The 16,925-nt window shown below is 70.9% G+C and carries 15 protein-coding genes; 9 read left to right on the top strand and 6 right to left on the bottom strand.

The window, feature by feature from the left end; translation table 11 throughout:
• Nucleotides 1-50: 50 nt before the first annotated feature.
• The gene (locus G3I71_RS02115) at nucleotides 51-602 is read left to right on the top strand and encodes a DinB family protein (RefSeq protein ID WP_164312152.1); all 552 of its coding nucleotides are present in this window, start codon (nucleotides 51-53) and stop codon (nucleotides 600-602) included.
• Between the two features lie 15 nt (nucleotides 603-617).
• On the opposite strand, the gene G3I71_RS02110 is transcribed toward G3I71_RS02115, so the two are convergent.
• Nucleotides 618-989: a VOC family protein gene (locus G3I71_RS02110; RefSeq protein ID WP_164312151.1), complete on the bottom strand. Its 372-nt coding sequence runs from the start codon at nucleotides 987-989 to the stop codon at nucleotides 618-620.
• A 332-nt stretch (nucleotides 990-1,321) separates the two neighbouring features.
• Between G3I71_RS02110 and G3I71_RS02105 the strand changes: the two genes are divergently transcribed.
• On the top strand, nucleotides 1,322-2,530 hold the full coding sequence (locus G3I71_RS02105; protein WP_164312150.1) for a glycoside hydrolase family 64 protein: 1,209 nt from the start codon (nucleotides 1,322-1,324) through the stop codon (nucleotides 2,528-2,530).
• 1 nt (nucleotide 2,531) lies between these two features.
• Here G3I71_RS02105 and G3I71_RS02100 read toward each other — a convergent pair whose 3' ends face one another.
• Nucleotides 2,532-6,329: a hypothetical protein gene (locus G3I71_RS02100; RefSeq protein WP_164312149.1), complete on the bottom strand. Its 3,798-nt coding sequence runs from the start codon at nucleotides 6,327-6,329 to the stop codon at nucleotides 2,532-2,534.
• Nucleotides 6,330-6,602: 273 nt separating this feature from the next.
• Between G3I71_RS02100 and G3I71_RS02095 the strand changes: the two genes are divergently transcribed.
• Nucleotides 6,603-7,415 (top strand): NPP1 family protein, encoded by an 813-nt coding sequence (locus tag G3I71_RS02095; RefSeq protein WP_164312148.1) that lies wholly within the window; start codon nucleotides 6,603-6,605, stop codon nucleotides 7,413-7,415.
• Between the two features lie 112 nt (nucleotides 7,416-7,527).
• Here G3I71_RS02095 and G3I71_RS02090 read toward each other — a convergent pair whose 3' ends face one another.
• A complete protein-coding gene (locus G3I71_RS02090) occupies nucleotides 7,528-8,331 on the bottom strand; it encodes a hypothetical protein (RefSeq protein ID WP_164312147.1) in 804 nt (267 codons plus the stop codon).
• Nucleotides 8,332-8,472: 141 nt separating this feature from the next.
• Between G3I71_RS02090 and G3I71_RS02085 the strand changes: the two genes are divergently transcribed.
• The 3 genes from G3I71_RS02085 (at nucleotide 8,473) to G3I71_RS02075 (ending at nucleotide 12,535) form a co-directional block, all read left to right on the top strand.
• A complete protein-coding gene (locus G3I71_RS02085) occupies nucleotides 8,473-9,762 on the top strand; it encodes an amidohydrolase (protein ID WP_164312146.1) in 1,290 nt (429 codons plus the stop codon).
• Nucleotides 9,763-9,947: 185 nt separating this feature from the next.
• A complete protein-coding gene (locus G3I71_RS02080; RefSeq protein WP_164312145.1) occupies nucleotides 9,948-10,457 on the top strand; it encodes a hypothetical protein in 510 nt (169 codons plus the stop codon).
• A 23-nt stretch (nucleotides 10,458-10,480) separates the two neighbouring features.
• Nucleotides 10,481-12,535, top strand: coding sequence for a tetratricopeptide repeat protein (locus tag G3I71_RS02075; protein ID WP_239148807.1), 2,055 nt, complete (start codon nucleotides 10,481-10,483; stop codon nucleotides 12,533-12,535).
• A 196-nt stretch (nucleotides 12,536-12,731) separates the two neighbouring features.
• Here G3I71_RS02075 and G3I71_RS02070 read toward each other — a convergent pair whose 3' ends face one another.
• Nucleotides 12,732-12,956, bottom strand: coding sequence for a DUF397 domain-containing protein (locus G3I71_RS02070; RefSeq protein ID WP_164312144.1), 225 nt, complete (start codon nucleotides 12,954-12,956; stop codon nucleotides 12,732-12,734).
• The gene (locus G3I71_RS02065) at nucleotides 12,956-13,822 is read right to left on the bottom strand and encodes a helix-turn-helix transcriptional regulator (protein WP_164312143.1); all 867 of its coding nucleotides are present in this window, start codon (nucleotides 13,820-13,822) and stop codon (nucleotides 12,956-12,958) included. Before G3I71_RS02065 ends, G3I71_RS02070 begins: the two co-directional genes overlap by 1 nt.
• Before the next feature lie 209 nt (nucleotides 13,823-14,031).
• Here G3I71_RS02065 and G3I71_RS02060 point away from each other — a divergent pair, with 209 nt between their 5' ends.
• From G3I71_RS02060 to G3I71_RS02050, 3 genes are read left to right on the top strand one after another with little or no spacing between them, the layout of a single operon-like run.
• Nucleotides 14,032-14,466 (top strand): ATP-binding protein, encoded by a 435-nt coding sequence (locus G3I71_RS02060; RefSeq protein WP_164312142.1) that lies wholly within the window; start codon nucleotides 14,032-14,034, stop codon nucleotides 14,464-14,466.
• Entirely contained in the window at nucleotides 14,463-14,849 is a 387-nt protein-coding gene (locus G3I71_RS02055) for a hypothetical protein (RefSeq protein ID WP_164312141.1), read from the top strand. Before G3I71_RS02060 ends, G3I71_RS02055 begins: the two co-directional genes overlap by 4 nt.
• A complete protein-coding gene (locus G3I71_RS02050; protein ID WP_239148804.1) occupies nucleotides 14,813-15,451 on the top strand; it encodes an ATP-binding protein in 639 nt (212 codons plus the stop codon). The genes G3I71_RS02055 and G3I71_RS02050 overlap by 37 nt, the downstream gene beginning before the upstream one ends.
• Here G3I71_RS02050 and G3I71_RS02045 read toward each other — a convergent pair whose 3' ends face one another.
• Nucleotides 15,452-16,885 carry a hypothetical protein gene (locus G3I71_RS02045; protein ID WP_164312140.1) on the bottom strand — a complete coding sequence of 478 codons (1,434 nt, stop codon included), beginning with the start codon at nucleotides 16,883-16,885 and terminating at the stop codon, nucleotides 15,452-15,454.
• Between the last annotated feature and the right edge of the window lie 40 nt (nucleotides 16,886-16,925).

The raw sequence follows: 16,925 nt of genomic DNA, 5'->3' as shown, positions 1-16,925 counted from the left end.
GTTCACCCGCCAGGCCGCGCTGTCGGAGCCGTTCGCTAAGGTCTGCGGCCATGACTGAGATCACTGCGGAACCGTGGCCCGAACCTCCACTCGCCGGTACCGAGGCAGCAGCCGTCCTCGGTGCCCTCGAGCGCCAGCGGGCCACGTTGGGCTGGAAGTGCTCCGGCCTGGACTCAGTTGGCCTGCAAGCCACCGTCGGCGTATCCACCATGACTCTGGGCGGCCTGCTCAAGCACCTGGCGCACGTGGAAGACAGCCACTTCGCCCGCCTGTGGCTCGGCTCTGCTGTCGGCGCACCCTGGAACGCCATCGACTGGGACAGCGACCCCGACTGGGACTACCGCTCCGCCGCCGAGGACACCCCCGAGCAACTACTCGCCCTTTGGCGGGAGTCAGTCGCCCGCTCCCGTGCCATCGTCGACGAAGCACTCGGCGCGGGCGGGCTGGACCAACTCGGCGCCTACATCACCCGTAGCGGCGAACACCCCAATCTCCGCCGCATTCTTCTGGACCTCGTCGAGGAGTACGCCCGCCACGCCGGTCACGCCGACCTCATCCGTGAATCCGTCGACGGCCTCACGGGCGAGGACCCACCGAAGTGAACAGGGGTTAGGCGACTAGCCGACCAGCGTCTTCTTCGGGCGGACCACGCAGAACTCGTTCCCCTCCGGATCGGACAGCACGGTCCACGACTCGCTGCCGCTCTGTCCGACGTCCGTCCTGCGGGCGCCGAGTGTGAGGAGGCGCTCGATCTCCGCCTCCCGGTCCTCCGGAGCGGACGTCAGATCGAGGTGCAGGCGGTTCTTGACGGTCTTACCGTCCGCCACGGGCATGAAGCAGATGCCCACCGGCGCGGTCTCGTCCGGCCCGATCACCACCTCCCGCTCCCGCTCGGAAAGGATCCGCCAGCCCAGCGCCTCGGCCCAGAACCGGGCCAGCGCGGGGAGGTCGTGGGCGTCGATGACGATGTGATGCAGCGATAAGGGCATGCCGGCCAGTGTGCCCGGTGATCGCCCGAACAGATCCTGGCCGCCAGCGCCCTGGCAGATCCTGACCACCAGCGCCCGAGCAGATCCTGGTCACCGCCACCGGGCAGGTCCCTGCCACCAACCCCGACCCCGGCCTCACCCCTCACCCCGGGCACTCAGCCTGCGCATCCCCGCCGCAACCCATCTTGGTCTAGACCTTGACGTGTCCCGTTCACGAGAGCAGCCTGAGAGCGCTCTCAGGGAAACGACGAGCAAGGCAACGAGCAAGCGACTCGAGGAGGACCAACGTGTTTGCCAAACGGAAAGTGCGGCGGGTTCTGAAGGCGCGGACGGTGCGGAAGGTGCAGGGGGTACGGCAGGTACTGGTGCCCCTGGTCGCCGCCGCGGTCGTCGCCACGGGGCTGACGGTCGCGGGCCCGGCGTCGTCCCGCGCCGAAGCAGCCGTGCCCACCACCATCCCGCTGGAGTTCAGGAACAACTCCGGGCGCGCCGACGAGATCTACGTCTACAACATCGGGACCCTGCTCTCGACCGGTCAGCAGGGCTGGGCGGACGCGAACGGCACGTTCCACGCCTGGCCCGCCGGTGGCAACCCGCCGAGCCCGGCGCCCGACGCGTCGATCGCCGGGCCGGGCAACGGGCAGTCGATGACGCTCCGGATGCCGAAGTTCTCCGGCCGCGTCTACTTCTCCTACGGCGAGAAGCTCGTGTTCAAGCTGACCACCGGCGGTCTGGTGCAGCCGGCCGTGCAGAACCCCTCCGACCCCAACGCGAACATCCTCTTCAACTGGACCGAGTACACGCTGAACGACGCCGGTCTGTGGCTCAACAGCACGCAGGTGGACATGTTCTCGGCCCCGTACGCCGTCGGCGTCAAGAACACCTCGGGCGCCGTGAAGAACACCGGCCATCTGAAGGCGGGCGGCTACGCCGGGTTCTACAACGCCCTGAAGGGCCAGCCCGGTGGCTGGGCCAACCTCGTCCGGACCCGGTCCGACGGCACGATCCTGCGCGCCCTCTCGCCCGGCCACGGCATCGAGTCCGGCGCCCTGCCGAGCACCGTCATGGACGACTACGTCAACCGCGTGTGGAGCAGATACGCGGGCTCGACACTCACGGTGACACCGTTCGCCGACCAGCCGGCCACCAAGTACTACGGCAGGGTCTCCGGCAACGTCATGAACTTCACCAACAGCTCCGGCGCCGTCGTCACCACCTTCCAGAAGCCCGACGCCGACAGCGTCTTCGGCTGCCACAAGTTCCTGGACGCGCCGAACGACCTGGTGCGCGGCCCGATCTCGCGCACCCTGTGCGCCGGTTACAACCGTTCCACGCTTCTGACCAACTCCAGCCAGCCCGACACGAGTTCGGCGGGCTTCTACCAGGACGCGGTGACCAACCAGTACGCCCGGAACATCCACGCCCAGATGGCCGACGGCAAGGCGTACGCCTTCGCCTTCGATGACGTCGGCAACCACGAGTCGCTGGTCGACGACGGCTCCCCGCAGACGGCGTACATCACGCTCGACCCGTTCAACTGATTCAACTGACGCACACCCGGCGGTACTTCACCTCAGGTATGTACGTCCGCCACTGCTCCCGCGAGAGGTCCGCCCTGGTGCCCGCCCGGGCGCACACCAGGGTGACCGCCCGTTCCGGGTCGACGGCGTACCGCTGGAGCGGGACATGCGCGCTGCCCGCGAACAGGGTGCCGCTGTCGGGGCCGAAGGCGAGGGTGTCGACCGGCTCGCCCGGTGTGGTCAGCGGGCCTCCCAGGGGCTGTTGGGTGGCGATGTCCCAGAGCTGGAGGGTGCCGGCGCCGCCCCCGACGGCCAGGGTGGCGCCGTCGGGGCTGACGGCCAGCGCGCTCACCGCCTCCGCCTCCGCCTCCGCACTCAGGGGAGCGGGGAAGACATTGCGCAGGATGCCCGTACGGTCGCTCAACTCCCCGTCCCACAGGGCTACTCGGCCGGTCAGGTCGCCCGCGGCGAGGCGTGAGCCGTCGGCGGTGAAGGCGAGGGCGCCGATCTGTTCGCCCTGGACCAGGCCCTTCCTGGTGACCCCGGCGGCTGTTCTGTTCGTGGTTCCGTTCGTGGTCCCGTTCGAGGTTCCGTTCGTGGGCAGGGTCGCGGTGCGGTTGTCACCGACGAGGAGGCGGCCGTCGGGGCGCACCGCCAGGTGGGTGCTGGAGAGCCCGCTGAGGACGGTGGCCCTGCGGCCGGTTCCGGTGTTCCACGCCTCGTCGCTCACGTCGCCGAGGACCGGCAGCCGGGCCGCGTACAGGGTGGAGCCGCCGGGGCCCAGGGCCAGGGCGACCACCGGGGCGGCGGACCCGGGCGGCGCGAGGTCCAGGGTCGCCCGGGGCCGGTCCCGGCCCGTGTCCCAGACCGTGAAGCGTTGCGGGGCCGCCTCCCTGCCGGGCGCCGAGACACCGTACGAGAGCGCGTGGCCGTCGGGGCTGAACGCGAGCAGGGCCAGCATGTCCTCCGGGATCACCGGTTCGGCGGGGTCGGCCGAGACGGGCGGGGGCGGGGTGGGGAGGGTACGCAGGAGACGGCCGTCGGAGGTGGCCCGGAGTTCGAAACGGTAGCGGTCGTCGACGAGTCGGGCGGTGGCGTACGTACGGGCGTCCGGGCTCACGCGTACCGCTGTCAGGGGGTCCGCGCGCCAGGCGGGTGTGACCGCCATCCCCAGGTCCAGGCAGTGGACGGCGCCGCCTTCGAGGTAGCGCAGGGTGTTGCGGCGGGTGGGGTCCCAGGAAATCCCGTACAGGTGCTGGTTGTTGAGGGAGTGGCGGAACACGGGGGCCGCCGGGTCGGACAGCCGCCACACCCGGATCTCCGCGCCGCCGGCGGTCGCGAGGAAGGCGCCGTCGGGGGTGAACGCGGCCCGCTGCGCGCCCGGTTCGGAGAGGTGGGCGACCTCGCGGGCGGACGTGGTGTCCCACGCCGTCACGCCGGACTCGGAGAGCGCGGCGAGCCGGTCGCCGCCGGCGCCGAACACCAGAGCCGTGCGCTCCGCCTCGTCGCACAGGCCGTGGGTCCGGTCCCAGGGGCCGGGCAGGGTGCGGTGGCGGGCGATGTCCCGGACCTGCGGGGACCCGCCCTCCGGGCAGACGGCGACCAGACGGCCGTCGTCGCTCACGACCGGGGTGACCAGGCCGCCGCCCGCCACCCGTTCCTCGAACAGCACCCGGCCGTCGGTGACGGACCGCAGGCGTACCCGGTCGTCGTCGATGTCGCTCACGACGTAGGCGCCCGCCGCGATGTCGGTGACGGAGGTGAAGGGGAGAGGGCGTGGGTCGCCGGTCCAGCGCGCGGTGGCCGTGTCCCACAGTCGGATACCTGCGGCCCCGGCGACGGCGAGGACCCGGGCGTCGGGGCCTGCCGCGACCACTTTGCCGACCGGGAGCCGGCCGGAGGCGATCGGGCGGACGCCGGCCACGTCCCAGGTCCGCCAGGTGCGGCCGTCGACGGTGAGGAGCGTACGGCCGGAGTCGACGAGGAAACGTACCGGGCCGTCGCCCGGCGCCGGGTCGGTGAAGACGGCGTGTTCCGGCTGGGCGAGGGAGCCGAGCAGCGCCCGGCGGGCCTCGGGCAGCGGGGAGATGCGCCAGGCGGCGACGCTCAGCAGCATCGCGGTGCGCGGGTCGGTCGTCCGCATCGCGTCGGCGACGTCCGCGACCCGGCGCGCGGCGGTGTCGGTGTGGTGGCGCGCGTTGTCGGCGCTCAGGTGCCAGGCGGCCAGGCCGCCCATCAGGGCCACCGCCAGTACGGTGGACAGAGCGGCGACCAGGACGCGGGAGCGGCGGGTCGCGCGGGCGGCGGCCCTGGACTCCGCCACCCGGGCCGCCAGCGCGGTGTCGAGGAACTCCCGCTCGGGCGGGGTCAGCCGGCCCTGTTCCCCGTCCGGCTCACCGGCGAACAGTTCCTCGGCGCGGGCCAGCCTGCTGCCCCGGACCAGCGCGCCCGGGTCGCGGTCGTTCTCCAGCCAGAGCCGGGTCTCCTCGGCCAGCCGCCGATGGTGGCTCAGCCACTCCCGGTCCTCCTCGATCCAGTCGCGCAGCCTCGGCCAGCAGGTGATCAGCGCCTCGTGCGCGAGCTGTACTCCGTCCTCGTCGACGGTCAGCAGCCGGGCGCGGGCCAGCCGTTCCACCACCACGGGCACCTGGTGGTCGGTCGCCGACTCGGCCAGTTCGGCACGGGTCAGCGGGCGCCGGGTGTCCGCGCTGCCCTGCCCCGGCTCGACCATCCGGAGCAGCAACCGCCGGGCGCTGCGCGCCTGGGCGGGGGTCAGCTGCCCGTACACCTCCTCGGCGCTCGCCGCGATCGCCCCGCGCACCCCGCCCGCCGCCTCGTACGCGGCCAGGGTCAGCAGCCGGCCCCGGCGCCGCCGCCAGATCTCCAGCAGCACGTGCGACAGCATCGGCAGCGCGCCCGGCCGGTCGAGGACCTCCTCGACGATCCGCGCGGTCAGCTCCCGCTCGACCAGCAGCCCGACGGCCGCCGCCGGCCGGGTCACCGCCTCCCGCAGTTCGTCCGCCGTCATCGCCCCGACCAGCAGCCCGGCCCCGCCGAGCGCGTCCGCCAGTTCCCGGTGCTCGGCGCAGCGGGCGTAGAAGTCGGCCCGTACGGACACGAGTACCCGCAGCCGGTTGTCCGGGTCCCGGGCGGCCAGCAGGAGGCCGATGAACCGGGCCCGCTCGGCGCGGTCGTGGCACAGGGTGAAGACCTCCTCGAACTGGTCGACCACCACCCAGCTCTCCGGGTCGTCGTCCTTCGGAATCAGCAGGTGCCCGTACGTCTCGGCGGGCCGCTCGCCGGGGGTGAACACCCGCAGCACGGCGGGGCCGCACTCCTGCTGGAGGCGGGGTATCAGCCCGGCCCTCAGCAGCGAGGACTTCCCGCTGCCCGACGCCCCGAACACCACCGCGAACCGGTGCTCCCGGACCAGCCGCAGAAGCTCGCCGACCAGTCCGTCCCGCCCGAAGAACAGCTCCCGGTCGCCCTGCTCGAAGGGGGCCAGCCCCCGGTACGGCGCCGCGGTGTCCCCCTCGTCGCCCCGGGCGGCGGACGCGACCTCGTCCTCGGCGTCCTTCCAGCGCGGCTCCCACTCACCCGGGTCGCCCCCGCACGCCCGGACGTACCCCTGGACCACCGCGAGCGACGGCAGCCGCTCCCCGCGCGCCGCCTCGGACAAGGTCGCCGCGGAGAACCCGGCCGCCTCGGCCATCAGCCGGTACGAGGGTCCGCCCGCCGTCCGCCGCAACTCCCGCAGCTCATGCGCGAGCCGCTGCACCGGACCGGCCTGCGGGTCCACAGGTCTCTCGGGACGCCCCATGAGCTCCACCCTCCCCATTCCCGTACCGCGTGCACCGCACAGGAGCCGCATCACACAGGAGTCACATCACAGGAGAAAACGATCCGAGCGCCATACCTGTTCACAAGGAAAACGGGCGGGGCGGTGAACACGAACTCCCGACGACGGAATTGAACGGCCCGGTGAGAGGGGTGCCAGTCAACTTTCCGGGTGCCAGTGTCGGTCCCGCCACGCCGGACTTCACGGCACGACCGAGCCGTATTCCCGGCACGACCAAGTGGAGAGCACCCGCACATGTTCAAGGCATCCACGCATGGCAGCAGGACGTACGGCAGCAGGACGTCCCGTCTCGGCCGGGCCGCGCTCATCGCGCTCAGCGCCGGCGCCCTGACCGTCGGTATCTCGACGAGCGCGTCCGCCGCGATCCTGAACCCCCTGCCGGAGAACGCGAGTACCTTCCAGAAGAAGTACCAGCCGGTCTGGGACTACGACACGGACAGCTGCTTCCCCGCGGCGGCCGTCGACGCGAGCGGCAAGCTCAACGGCGGTCTCAACAACAGCGGGTCGATCACCGGCGGCTGCCGGACCGACCACCTCGGCAAGGCCAACACGTACTCGCAGAGCTGGTGCAAGAACGGCTGGTGCGCATACGTGTACGGGCTCTACTTCGAGAAGGACCAGACGCTGAACGGCGCCGACGCCTTCGGTCACCGCCACGACTGGGAGTCCGTCGTGGTCTTCCAGAAGCAGGGCGACGAGCGTCCGAGCTACCTCGCGGCCTCCCGGCACGGCGGCTACAGCACCCACCCGATCAACGAGGTGCCGATGGACGGCAACCGCGTCAAGATCGTCTACCACAAGGACGGCGCGAGCACCCACGCCTTCCGCTTCGCCAAGTGGGACGAGGTGGCGCACGCCTGGGGCGACGGCGGCTGGGACCGGCCCGCCCTGGTCACCATGGAGAACATGGCCGACGCGCCGCGCAACGCGCTGTGGAACTCCACGTGGGGCAAGGCCAACTTCCCGCTGACCGGCAACCTCCAGAGCAACATCAACAAGGCCCGGGACGCCGACAGCCGCGCCGCGGCGGCCATCCCCGCGTTCTGACACCCGGGTCCATGACGCCCGGGTCCGTGAGACCCGGGCCCTCCTGAGCAGCCGCCGGTGGGACCAGAACTCCCCCGTCGCGTCCCACCGGCGGCACCATCTTCCGTACCGGCTACATGTCGGTCGTGCGCGGCGGCAGGTCGGTCCGCTCCCGGACCGGCTGGTTGCCGAGGGCGTCCGCGTGGCCCGCCTGATAGGCGCTGACGCTCCCCTTGGCGGTCACGGTCTCCCGCTCGGCCGCCGTCAGCATCCGCTCCCAGCGCTGCCGCATCGGCGCGATCATGCCGCCGCCGACACCGACGACCAGGATGCCGACGACCACGGCGAGCGCCGCGTACAGCACCGGCCGGGTCACGTCACGGGCGATGCCCGCCTGGCCGAGGGCGGCGATGACGCCCAGCGCCAGGATGCAGCCCCAGACGACGGTGGCGACCGTACGCCCGTACGAGACGGACGAGAGCGCGCCGGCGACGATCCCGCGCACGGCGTTGGCGATGGCCATCGCCACGACGATGAGGACCACGGCCACGATGCCGCGCGGCAGCCAGGCCACGATGCCGTTGATCATCGTGCTGACCGGGTTGGCGCCGAAGACACCGAGCGCGAGCTGGAGCGTGATCAGCATCAGCGCGTAGTAGACGATCTTGCAGACGATCCCGGTCAGGTCGTACGCGGAGTCCCGCAACAGCTGTGCGGTACCGGCCCGTTCGGCCAGTTTCTCCGAACCGACCTTGCGCAGGACGCGGTCCAGGACGCGGGCGACCAGCTTCGACACGAACCAGCCGATGGCCAGGATGATGAGGAACGCGACGAGTTTCGGCACGAACGTGGCGATCTTCGACCAGGCGTCGTCGAGCCCCTGGGTGAAGTCGATGGCGAGACTGGTGCCGCTGCCGGCACGGGTGATGGTGACCATGGGTGGTCTTCCTTCGGTAGGTGATCAGGTGCTACCGGCCCCCCTCCGTCGTGGATATCAGCGACGGCGCCCGACGGCCGTGGGTGCGCGGCCGAACGGGTGACCGGGCCGCACATCACATCGGAGGCATACGCTGCCGCCGTGACCTCTCCGACCTCTCCGACGTCTCCCGCCGCCCGCACCGCGCTCGACCTCACCGCCGACCTCCCGGTCCCGGCCCTGGAGGACCTCTACCGCGACCTGCACAGCCACCCGGAACTGTCCCTGGCGGAACACCGCACGGCGGCTCGGCTGGCGGACTCCCTCCGAAAGTCCGGCTACGAGACGACGGAGGGCGTCGGCGGCACAGGCGTCGTGGGCGTCCTGCGCAGCGGCGACGGCCCGACGGTCCTGCTCCGCGCCGACATGGACGCGCTCCCGGTGAGCGAGGGGACCGGCCTGCCGTACGCCTCCACGGTCCCAGGTGTGATGCACGCCTGCGGCCACGACCTGCACGTGACCTGGCTGGCCGGGGCGGCCCAGGCCCTGGCAGCGGGCCGGGACACCTGGCGGGGCACGCTGGTGCTGGTCGGCCAGCCCGCCGAGGAGACGGGCGAGGGCGCGCGGGCGATGCTGGCGGACGGCCTGTACGAGCGTTTCCCCCGCCCGGACGCGCTGCTGGCACAACACGCGGCGCCGGGCCCCGCAGGCCTCTACCCCCACATACCCGGCCTGATCATGTCGGCGTCGACGGACGTCGACATCGTCGTACACGGCCGGGGCGGCCACGGCTCCCGCCCGGAAACGACGGTCGACCCGGTGGTGACGGCGGCGTACATCGTCACGCGCCTCCAGACGGTCGTCTCGCGCGAGATCGCGGCCCGCGACTCCGCCGTCCTGACGGTCGGCGTGATCGAGGCGGGCACCCGGCACAACATCATCCCGACGACGGCCCGTATCGCCCTGAACCTGCGCACCCAGTCGGACGGCGTACGCGACCGCATGCTGGCCGCGATCAGGCGTATCGCCCAGGGCGAGTGCCTGGCGGCGGGCTGTCCGCGCGAGCCGGAGATCCGGGTCGGCGCGACCTTCCCGGTGACGGTCAACGACGCGACGCTCGACGAGCGGGTGGCCTCCGTCCACCGGGAGGTCTTCGGCGCGGGCACGGTCCTCGACCCCGGCCCGGCCATGGGCAGCGAGGACTTCGCCCACCTGGCCACGGACCAACTCCCGTACGCCTACTGGTTCGTGACGACCACACCGGGCGAGGTGTGGAACGCGGCGGAGGGCGGCGACGACCTGATGGCGAAGCTCGCGGCGGTACCGAGCAACCACAGCCCGCTGTTCGCCCCGGACCTGTCGACGGTCGCACCGGGGGTGCGGACGCTGGTGTCGGGGGCGCTGGCTGTGCTGTCGGCGGGGACAGACGGGGCGCGGGTCGCCGGGGGCTGATGGCGTGCGGGTTGCCCGGGCTGGTGACCTGCATGGTGGCCCGATCCGCTTAACCTCGCCGACGTGTTCGGCGTGACTGCCGGCGCATCGGCGCGGCCAGGTCCGTATGCGCGATCAGCCTCCAGGGCACGGGAGTTACTGCCATTGTGGTCGCGGATGGGACGGTACGCGTCGAGGGGGCAGGCATGCGACGAAATCTCCGGTGGGCGGCTGCGGGACTGGTCACGGCCATGGCCTTCGCGCTACCCACGTGGCTGTGCGGTGCCGTGTTCCTGCCATCGACGGTCACAGATCCCGCGATCCGCTGGTCGCTCTCGTCGACGCTCGGGGTGGTGCTGGCCACGCTGGCCGCCACATGGGGGCAGGGCTTCGCCACCCGCAGCCAGCAGGAAAACACACCGGCCCCGCCGCCCGACGGCCCGGTCACGGCATCCGGCGAGCGCAGCATCGCCGTCAAAGGCAGCCCGGTCGGCAATATCTCCACCGGGGACTCCGGGACACGCAATGCTCCGGCCCGTCCGGCGACCGCGACTCCGGCCGCCCCGGCACCGGATTCGGCACAACCTCAGCCCGAGCCCAGGCCCGAGTCCGCGCCGGGCTCGGTGACCGCGTCCGGAGAACGGTCGATCGCCGTCCACGGCAACCCCGGGGGCACAGTCTCCACCGGAGACCAGTTCGGCGAGGACCCTGCGTGAAGCGGCCCTTCACGGAAGAGCCCATGGAACCGCAGGCGCCTGAGCCCGATGCCCTCCCTCACACCGAAGCCCACACCGAGGCATCCGGGACGCGGTCCATCGCGATGAACACCGGCGGCGGCGATTTCCTGGGGACCGCCATGACAGGGGACAACGCCACGGCCGTTCAGCTGCCGCGCGAGGCGCTCGTCCCCGCGGCCGAGGTGCAGGCCCCACCAGGGCTGGACAACCTGCCAGTACGCCCGGCCACGTTCGTGGGCCGCGCCCGCGAACTGGAGCGGCTGGACACCGCGCTCTCCTCCGGGGGCCAAGCGGTCATCCAGGCGGTGCACGGGCTGGGCGGGATCGGCAAGAGCACCCTGGCCGCGCACTGGGCCGCCACCCGTCCCCACGGCCACGCCCTCGTCCGGTGGATCAGCGCCGACGGCCCCGCCGCCGTCCAGCAGGGCCTGGCCGACCTCGCCACCGCCCTGCAACCGGCCCTGGCCAAAGCCCTGACTGCCGAGGCGCTCGCCGAACGCGCCGCGCAGTGGCTGGCCACCCACACCGGCTGGCTGATCGTCCTGGACAACGTCAACGATCCCGCCGACATCACCGGCCTGCTCGCCCGCGCCCGGGACGGACGCTTCCTGATCACCAGCCGCCTCGCCACCGCCTGGACCAACGCAACCACCGTGCTCCGCCTGGACATCCTGGACCCGGACGAGTCCCTGGACCTGTTCACCCGCATCACCACCGACCAGCACCCCGGACGGGACCTGGACGGCGCCGCCGACCTGTGCGAAGAACTCGGCCACCTGCCCCTGGCCATCGAGCAGGCGGCGGCCTACCTCGCCCAGAACCCGCTCACCACCCCCCGCGCCTACCTGGCCCTGCTCGCCGAGTACCCGGCGGCGATGTACCGCAACGGCGCGGCCACCACCCCGGCCGAGCGCACCATCGCCCGCATCTGGAACATCACCCTGGGCCGCATCATCGAGCTCCAGCCCGCCGCCGCCGACCTGCTACGGACCCTGGCCTGGTACGCCCCCGACCACATCCCCACCACCCTGACAGGACCCGCCGACCCCCCTACGCAGAACGCCGCGCTCGGCCTCCTGACCGCCTACAGCATGATCACCCCCGACCCAGCCACCGGCACCTTGTCCATCCACCGGCTCGTCCCCCCCCCCGCCCGCACCCCCGACCCCGAACCCGACGACCCCCACCGCACCCTCCACCACGTCGCCCAGGCCCGCGAACAGGCCACCGCCAACCTGCGCACCGCCCTGCCCAACACCTGGGACACCCCCGCCACCTGGCCCACTTGGCGCACTCTGCTCCCCCACATCGACGCCTTCGCCGACCGCGCCACCCACGAGACCGACACTGCCACCACGGCAGACATCCTCAACCGCACCGGGAACTTCCTCGACAACCAGGGCCAGCACGCCCGCGCCATCAGACACCTTCAACGCGCCCTCGCCAACCGCACCCGGGTACTGGGCGAAGACCACCCCTCCACCCTGACCTCCCGCAACAACCTCGCCTACGCCTACCAGTCGGCGGGGAACCTGAGCCGCGCAATCCCGCTGTACGAACAGACCATCACCGACATGGTGCGGGTGCTCGGCGAAGACCACCCCTCCACCCTGACCTCCCGCAACAACCTCGCCGGCGCCTACGAGTCGGCGGGGAACCTGAGCCGCGCAATCCCGCTGTACGAACAGACCCTCACCGACCGCACCCGGGTACTGGGCGAAGACCACCCCGACACCCTGACCTCCCGCAACAACCTCGCCGGCGCATACCAGTCGGCGGGGAACCTGAGCCGCGCAATCCCGCTGTACGAACAGACCCTCACCGACCGCACCCGGGTGCTCGGCGAAGACCACCCCTCCACCCTGACCTCCCGCAACAACCTCGCCAGCGCCTACCGAGCAGCGCGGAGACTACTGGAGGCGATCGCCATGTACCAGCGCACGCTGCAGGACATGGTGCGGGTGCTGGGCGACAACCACCCCGACACCCGCACGACACGCAACAACCTCGCTTCGGCGTTGGAAAAGCGGGCGGTGGACGGGCCGAAGCTCTGGTGACCGGTGTCTCACAAGCCTGGATGTGACGCAGGCTGTCGGGGCCGCGCAGTGATCACGTCCCCGCAGGTCGGCCTGTGTCAGACGGACTCGGTGACGCCGCACTCTGCCCTGGCCCCCAGAGGACCAATGGCATCGCCGGTCTCTCAGCCCGACCCACGGCAGAGGACCGGGCACGCTCGTTCGGTGAATCCAGCTACTACGCCTGGCCGAACTCGCCTATGCCAGCACCAGCGCCGGCTATGAACTCGGCGAACTCCGCGCCGGAGAACGTGAGCACCGGCCCCGATGGGTTCTTGCTGTCACGCAGCGCCCGGCTGCCACCGGGCAAAGCGGCAATCTCTACACAGTTGCCGTTGTTTCCTGAGTACGACGACTTCACCCACTCCAGTGGGGCCGAAGCGGGTTGAGTGGTTGGCTTCATCAGCCCTGTTCCATTTCTTGAAGGGCGTTCTGGATGAGCGCCCGGGACTTGCTGACGTTGGCTGCGGCCATGTTGAGGCGACGGAACAACGTCGTGTACGTCTCCACGTCGGCCGCCTCCTCGTAGTAGAGGGTGCTGGTGGGTGACTCGGTGTAGACGACGTCCGTCTCCGCCGAGGTGGGGAAGCTCATGATCACGTACGGACCGAAGAGGCAGGCGTTCATGGGGTCTTCGCGCGGCAGGATCTGAAGCTCGATGTTCTGCTTCCGGCTGTCCGCGGCCAGGGCCTCGAGCTGAGCCTTCATCACCTCGCGGCTGCCGACCCGGTGGTACAGGACGTTCTCGGCGATGACAACCCACAGTTGCAGCGGGCTGTCCCGGGTCAGGATGGTCTTCCGCTCGCGACGCACGCTGACCTGAGCTTCCACGTGATCCGGCGTGGCTTCCGGCACCTGCAACCGGATCAGCGCTTCGGTGTATTCCGGCACTTGCAGCAGACCGGGCACCAAGTTGGTCTCGACGTTGTACAGCTCCGACGCGTCCCATTCCACGGCTGCGTATGCCGCGTACGCCGGATCGACCACGTTGACGTACCGGCTCCACCATCCCTTTTGTCTGGCCTCGCGCGACAGCTTCTCGATCGCGGCCCGTTCGGTCGGGTCGGTGACGTTGTACGCGTCCATCAGGGCGCGCAGGTCGGGCAGCCGGATGCCTGACTGGGAGTTCTCGATCCGGCCGACCTTTGATTCCGCCGAACCGAGCACCTTGGCGGCGTCGGCATGCGTCAGCCCGGCCGCCGTCCGCAGTTCGCGCAGCGTCCGCGCCAACCGCCTCTGGCGGAACGTCGGGTTGTTGTTGATGGGCACTGGTCGGCCGCCTCCCTTCTCCTTCTCGCAGGTCAAGTGTGCCGCTCACGTCACGGTGAGGGCAACAGGCATTCGGGCCCTCTCAAAGTGGGTACTTGACACTTTGCTGTACTCATAGTGCAGAGTACTCACCACGGAGGTTCATCTGCTCACGCTATGCGGAGCCTCCCAGGCCCGTCCGCCCGCGAACCCGTCCGAGGGGACCGAGTATGGCTGAAACTATGAACTTGCAGGTGCGGTACAGGAGATACCGCCCATCCGTGCCGGTCGCCCGCGCCCAGGCCAGAGCTCTCTCCAGGCAATGGCGCTTACCCGATTCCGTCGCTGACTCACTGGAGTGGGTAGTCACCGAGTTGGTGACAAACGCGGTAATCCACGGCCGAGCAACACGAGGAAGTCGCGTAGCAGTGACCTACCACCTTGACGGTGGTCGTCTGCGCGTTGACGTCCGTGACGCGGCCAGCGGCATGCCGAGCGCCGGTTCGCCCACCCCCGAGGACGGCGACGAATCCGAAGGCGGCCGAGGACTTCAGGTCGTGGCAGCGCTCGCTGACGACTGGGGTGTGACGCCGAGGGTGATTGGAAAGAGCGTGTGGGCGGAACTGGCAGTTTCCCCGAAGGGCTCGAAGGAGGGGATGGCGTGACCGTTGACACGAACCGTCCCCGTCCCCCGTGCGCCGGTTACCTGCGCCGACTCGATGGTGTCGACGAGCAGGAAGAACTGCGCCTCGTCGCGGCCATGGCGGACTTCGCAGACCGAGCGGGACTCGTGCTGACGTTGGTGGCCGTCGAGAAGCGACCGGGATACGTCGTGGCCCTGCACGCCGTGACCCGCTACTGCCAGAACCACGGCGTCCGCAACGTGGTCGTGCCGACTTACGAGCACCTCAACCAGTTGCCGCCGCTCGCCCATCTCGCGAAAGAACTGCTGCAACAGGACATCAGCGGCCTGGTGTGGATCGCCACTTCCGCCGGAGAGGAAGCCTCAACATGCACGCTGACCACCAGGAACGGCGGGCCAACGTGACCACCAAGGACATCGTGACCCCGATTCCCCTCTTGGCCGCGTCACTCCGTCTGGTCGCCGTCCCCACGGCGGTCCCGTGCTCACGGATCTTCGTCCGGCACACGCTGGCGCACTGGCACTTCGAAAAGCACATCGACACGGCTGCGCTCATCATGAGCGAACTCGTCACCAACGCGGTCAGGGCTGGCGGCATCATCGACGATCAGCTGAAGTCGGGGCAGATCACTTCGGAGCATGTCATCGGGATACAGCTCCGGGCGCTGGAAACCAGCCTGTACGTCGAGGTCTGGGACAGGACAGAAGCGGTGCCCGTACGGAAGAACCCCGGTGTTGAAGCGGTCGGCGGGCGGGGGCTGCTGCTCGTCGAGGCGTTGGCGGAGCAGTGGGACATCTTCCGCCCCATCATCGGCGGCAAAATCGTGTGGGCGAAACTGCCACTCGATGTGTCGATCGAGTCGGGCACCCACCAGCAGCGTCCGCCGCTTGTCCTGCCACCGGGCATCCGGGCATCGCGAGGTTCAGGAGCAGACCAGGCACGTTCGGCACTGCTGGACCAGCTGTTGACCACAACGATCACTGCACGGACCAAACGTGCGGCCTAGTCAGCCGGGCACGTGCTGGGCGGTCCGCGCCTTCCCCGGCTTCCCCGGCTTCCCCAGCTTCTCCAGCTGCCGCTCGGCATGCCGTACGGCCCCTTCGCGCCGGCCGGGCACCCGACGCCTCAACTCGACGACCACCGGGCCGAGTTCACGCGCGTCGGCGCTCTCGCCGAGGCTCGTCCACTGGTGGTGGGCCCGGTCGACGGCCGCCTCGACGGCAGGCTCGTCCGGTGCCTGCCCGGCCCTGAGCCGCGTACCGGCGACGGTCAGCCAGGCCCGGCAGCTGCGGGCCGGGTCCCCGGCGAACATCGCGAGATCGGCCCGGACCTCGGTCCAGTGCAACGCCTCCTCGGAGGCGGGGCCGTGCGAACGGGAGGCCGCCTGTTCCCGCTCGGCAGCGAGCGCGTCGGCGTCGGCGTGCCTCCCCGCCTGGACGGCGGAGGTGATGAAGGAGTGTGGATCACTGTCCTCGACGACGTTCTTGACAACGTTCTCGACGACGTTCTTGACGACGGCGAGTCGACGCGGTGCGACCGCAACAGGCGCCGGCGGTTCGACCGGGGCCAGTGGTTCGGCGGGGACCGCCGGTTCGGCGGGGACCGCCGGTCCGGCCGGCCCCGCCTTCGCGGCTTCGCCGGGCACCTCTTCGGCGCCGACCGGCCTTTTCAGCCCGTCCGGGGGTCTGGGGGCGGAGCCCCCCTGGGACGGTACGGGCAGGCGCGGCGGGGGCGGAACGAACCCGGCGTGCACACCGGCCCCGGTCACCGCGTCCCACTCCAGCACCACATCCCCGTAAGCCGCGCCCTCCGACGACAGCCGTCCGAGCGCCTGCTGATGCAACCGCCCCGACTCGGGCCGGTACCCGCTGCGCAGGATCGTCGCGACCGTCTTCATGTACGTCGGCACGGCCACCGCCCGCCGGGGCGGCGGCGGAGCCACCCTCCCGTACACGCTCACTCCCCGCCCCGCACCGAGCCCCCGCCCCGTGAGGTACTGCCACGCGGCGGCATCGGCGTGCAGGTCGAGGAACAGGGTCGTCGTCCCCGGCGCCCGCAACCGCAGCTCCTCCGCGATCCAGTGCCAGGGGAAGGCGGTGTAGCGGACCGTCGCGGGGGTCGTGCGGGCCAGGGCGAGATGCGGAAGGTGCTGTTTGCGGTCGAGTTGGAGCTGCCCGGTGAGGAAGACGGTGAGCGGCCCGGGAGTCATCGCGGCGGCGCGCAGGCGGGTGAGAACGGCCTGCGGCTCCAGCGGGTCGGCGAGTTCGACGACGTTCGCGGTGTCGGTGCCGGCCAGCACGGCGGGGGCGACGGCGTCGAGGACGGGCAGCACGGACGCCGCGTCCACGAGACAGCCCTTGCCAACGGGCGAGGCGGCAAGCAGCAGCGCGGTCCCGGTCGTCGAGCCGATCGAGCCGATCGGACCCGTTGCCCCAGCCATGGTCCCTCCCCTCACGTCCGTCACACCGTCACATCCCTAG

Source organism: Streptomyces sp. SID12501 (assembly GCF_010550245.1).
Lineage (GTDB): Bacteria > Actinomycetota > Actinomycetes > Streptomycetales > Streptomycetaceae > Streptomyces.
Note: the sequence above shows the minus strand (reverse complement) of the source record. Positions and strands in the feature narration are given on the sequence as shown.

What these genes read in the sequence shown, in the direction of transcription:
- G3I71_RS02115 (WP_164312152.1), top strand. Translation starts at nt 51, where the DNA reads ATGACTGAGATCACTGCGGAACCGTGGCCCGAACCTCCACTCGCCGGT.
- G3I71_RS02110 (WP_164312151.1), bottom strand. Translation starts at nt 989, where the DNA reads ATGCCCTTATCGCTGCATCACATCGTCATCGACGCCCACGACCTCCCC.
- G3I71_RS02100 (WP_164312149.1), bottom strand. Translation starts at nt 6,329, where the DNA reads ATGGGGCGTCCCGAGAGACCTGTGGACCCGCAGGCCGGTCCGGTGCAG.
- G3I71_RS02095 (WP_164312148.1), top strand. Translation starts at nt 6,603, where the DNA reads ATGTTCAAGGCATCCACGCATGGCAGCAGGACGTACGGCAGCAGGACG.
- G3I71_RS02090 (WP_164312147.1), bottom strand. Translation starts at nt 8,331, where the DNA reads ATGGTCACCATCACCCGTGCCGGCAGCGGCACCAGTCTCGCCATCGAC.
- G3I71_RS02080 (WP_164312145.1), top strand. Translation starts at nt 9,948, where the DNA reads ATGCGACGAAATCTCCGGTGGGCGGCTGCGGGACTGGTCACGGCCATG.
- G3I71_RS02075 (WP_239148807.1), top strand. Translation starts at nt 10,481, where the DNA reads ATGGAACCGCAGGCGCCTGAGCCCGATGCCCTCCCTCACACCGAAGCC.
- G3I71_RS02070 (WP_164312144.1), bottom strand. Translation starts at nt 12,956, where the DNA reads ATGAAGCCAACCACTCAACCCGCTTCGGCCCCACTGGAGTGGGTGAAG.
- G3I71_RS02060 (WP_164312142.1), top strand. Translation starts at nt 14,032, where the DNA reads ATGGCTGAAACTATGAACTTGCAGGTGCGGTACAGGAGATACCGCCCA.
- G3I71_RS02050 (WP_239148804.1), top strand. Translation starts at nt 14,813, where the DNA reads ATGCACGCTGACCACCAGGAACGGCGGGCCAACGTGACCACCAAGGAC.
- G3I71_RS02045 (WP_164312140.1), bottom strand. Translation starts at nt 16,885, where the DNA reads ATGGCTGGGGCAACGGGTCCGATCGGCTCGATCGGCTCGACGACCGGG.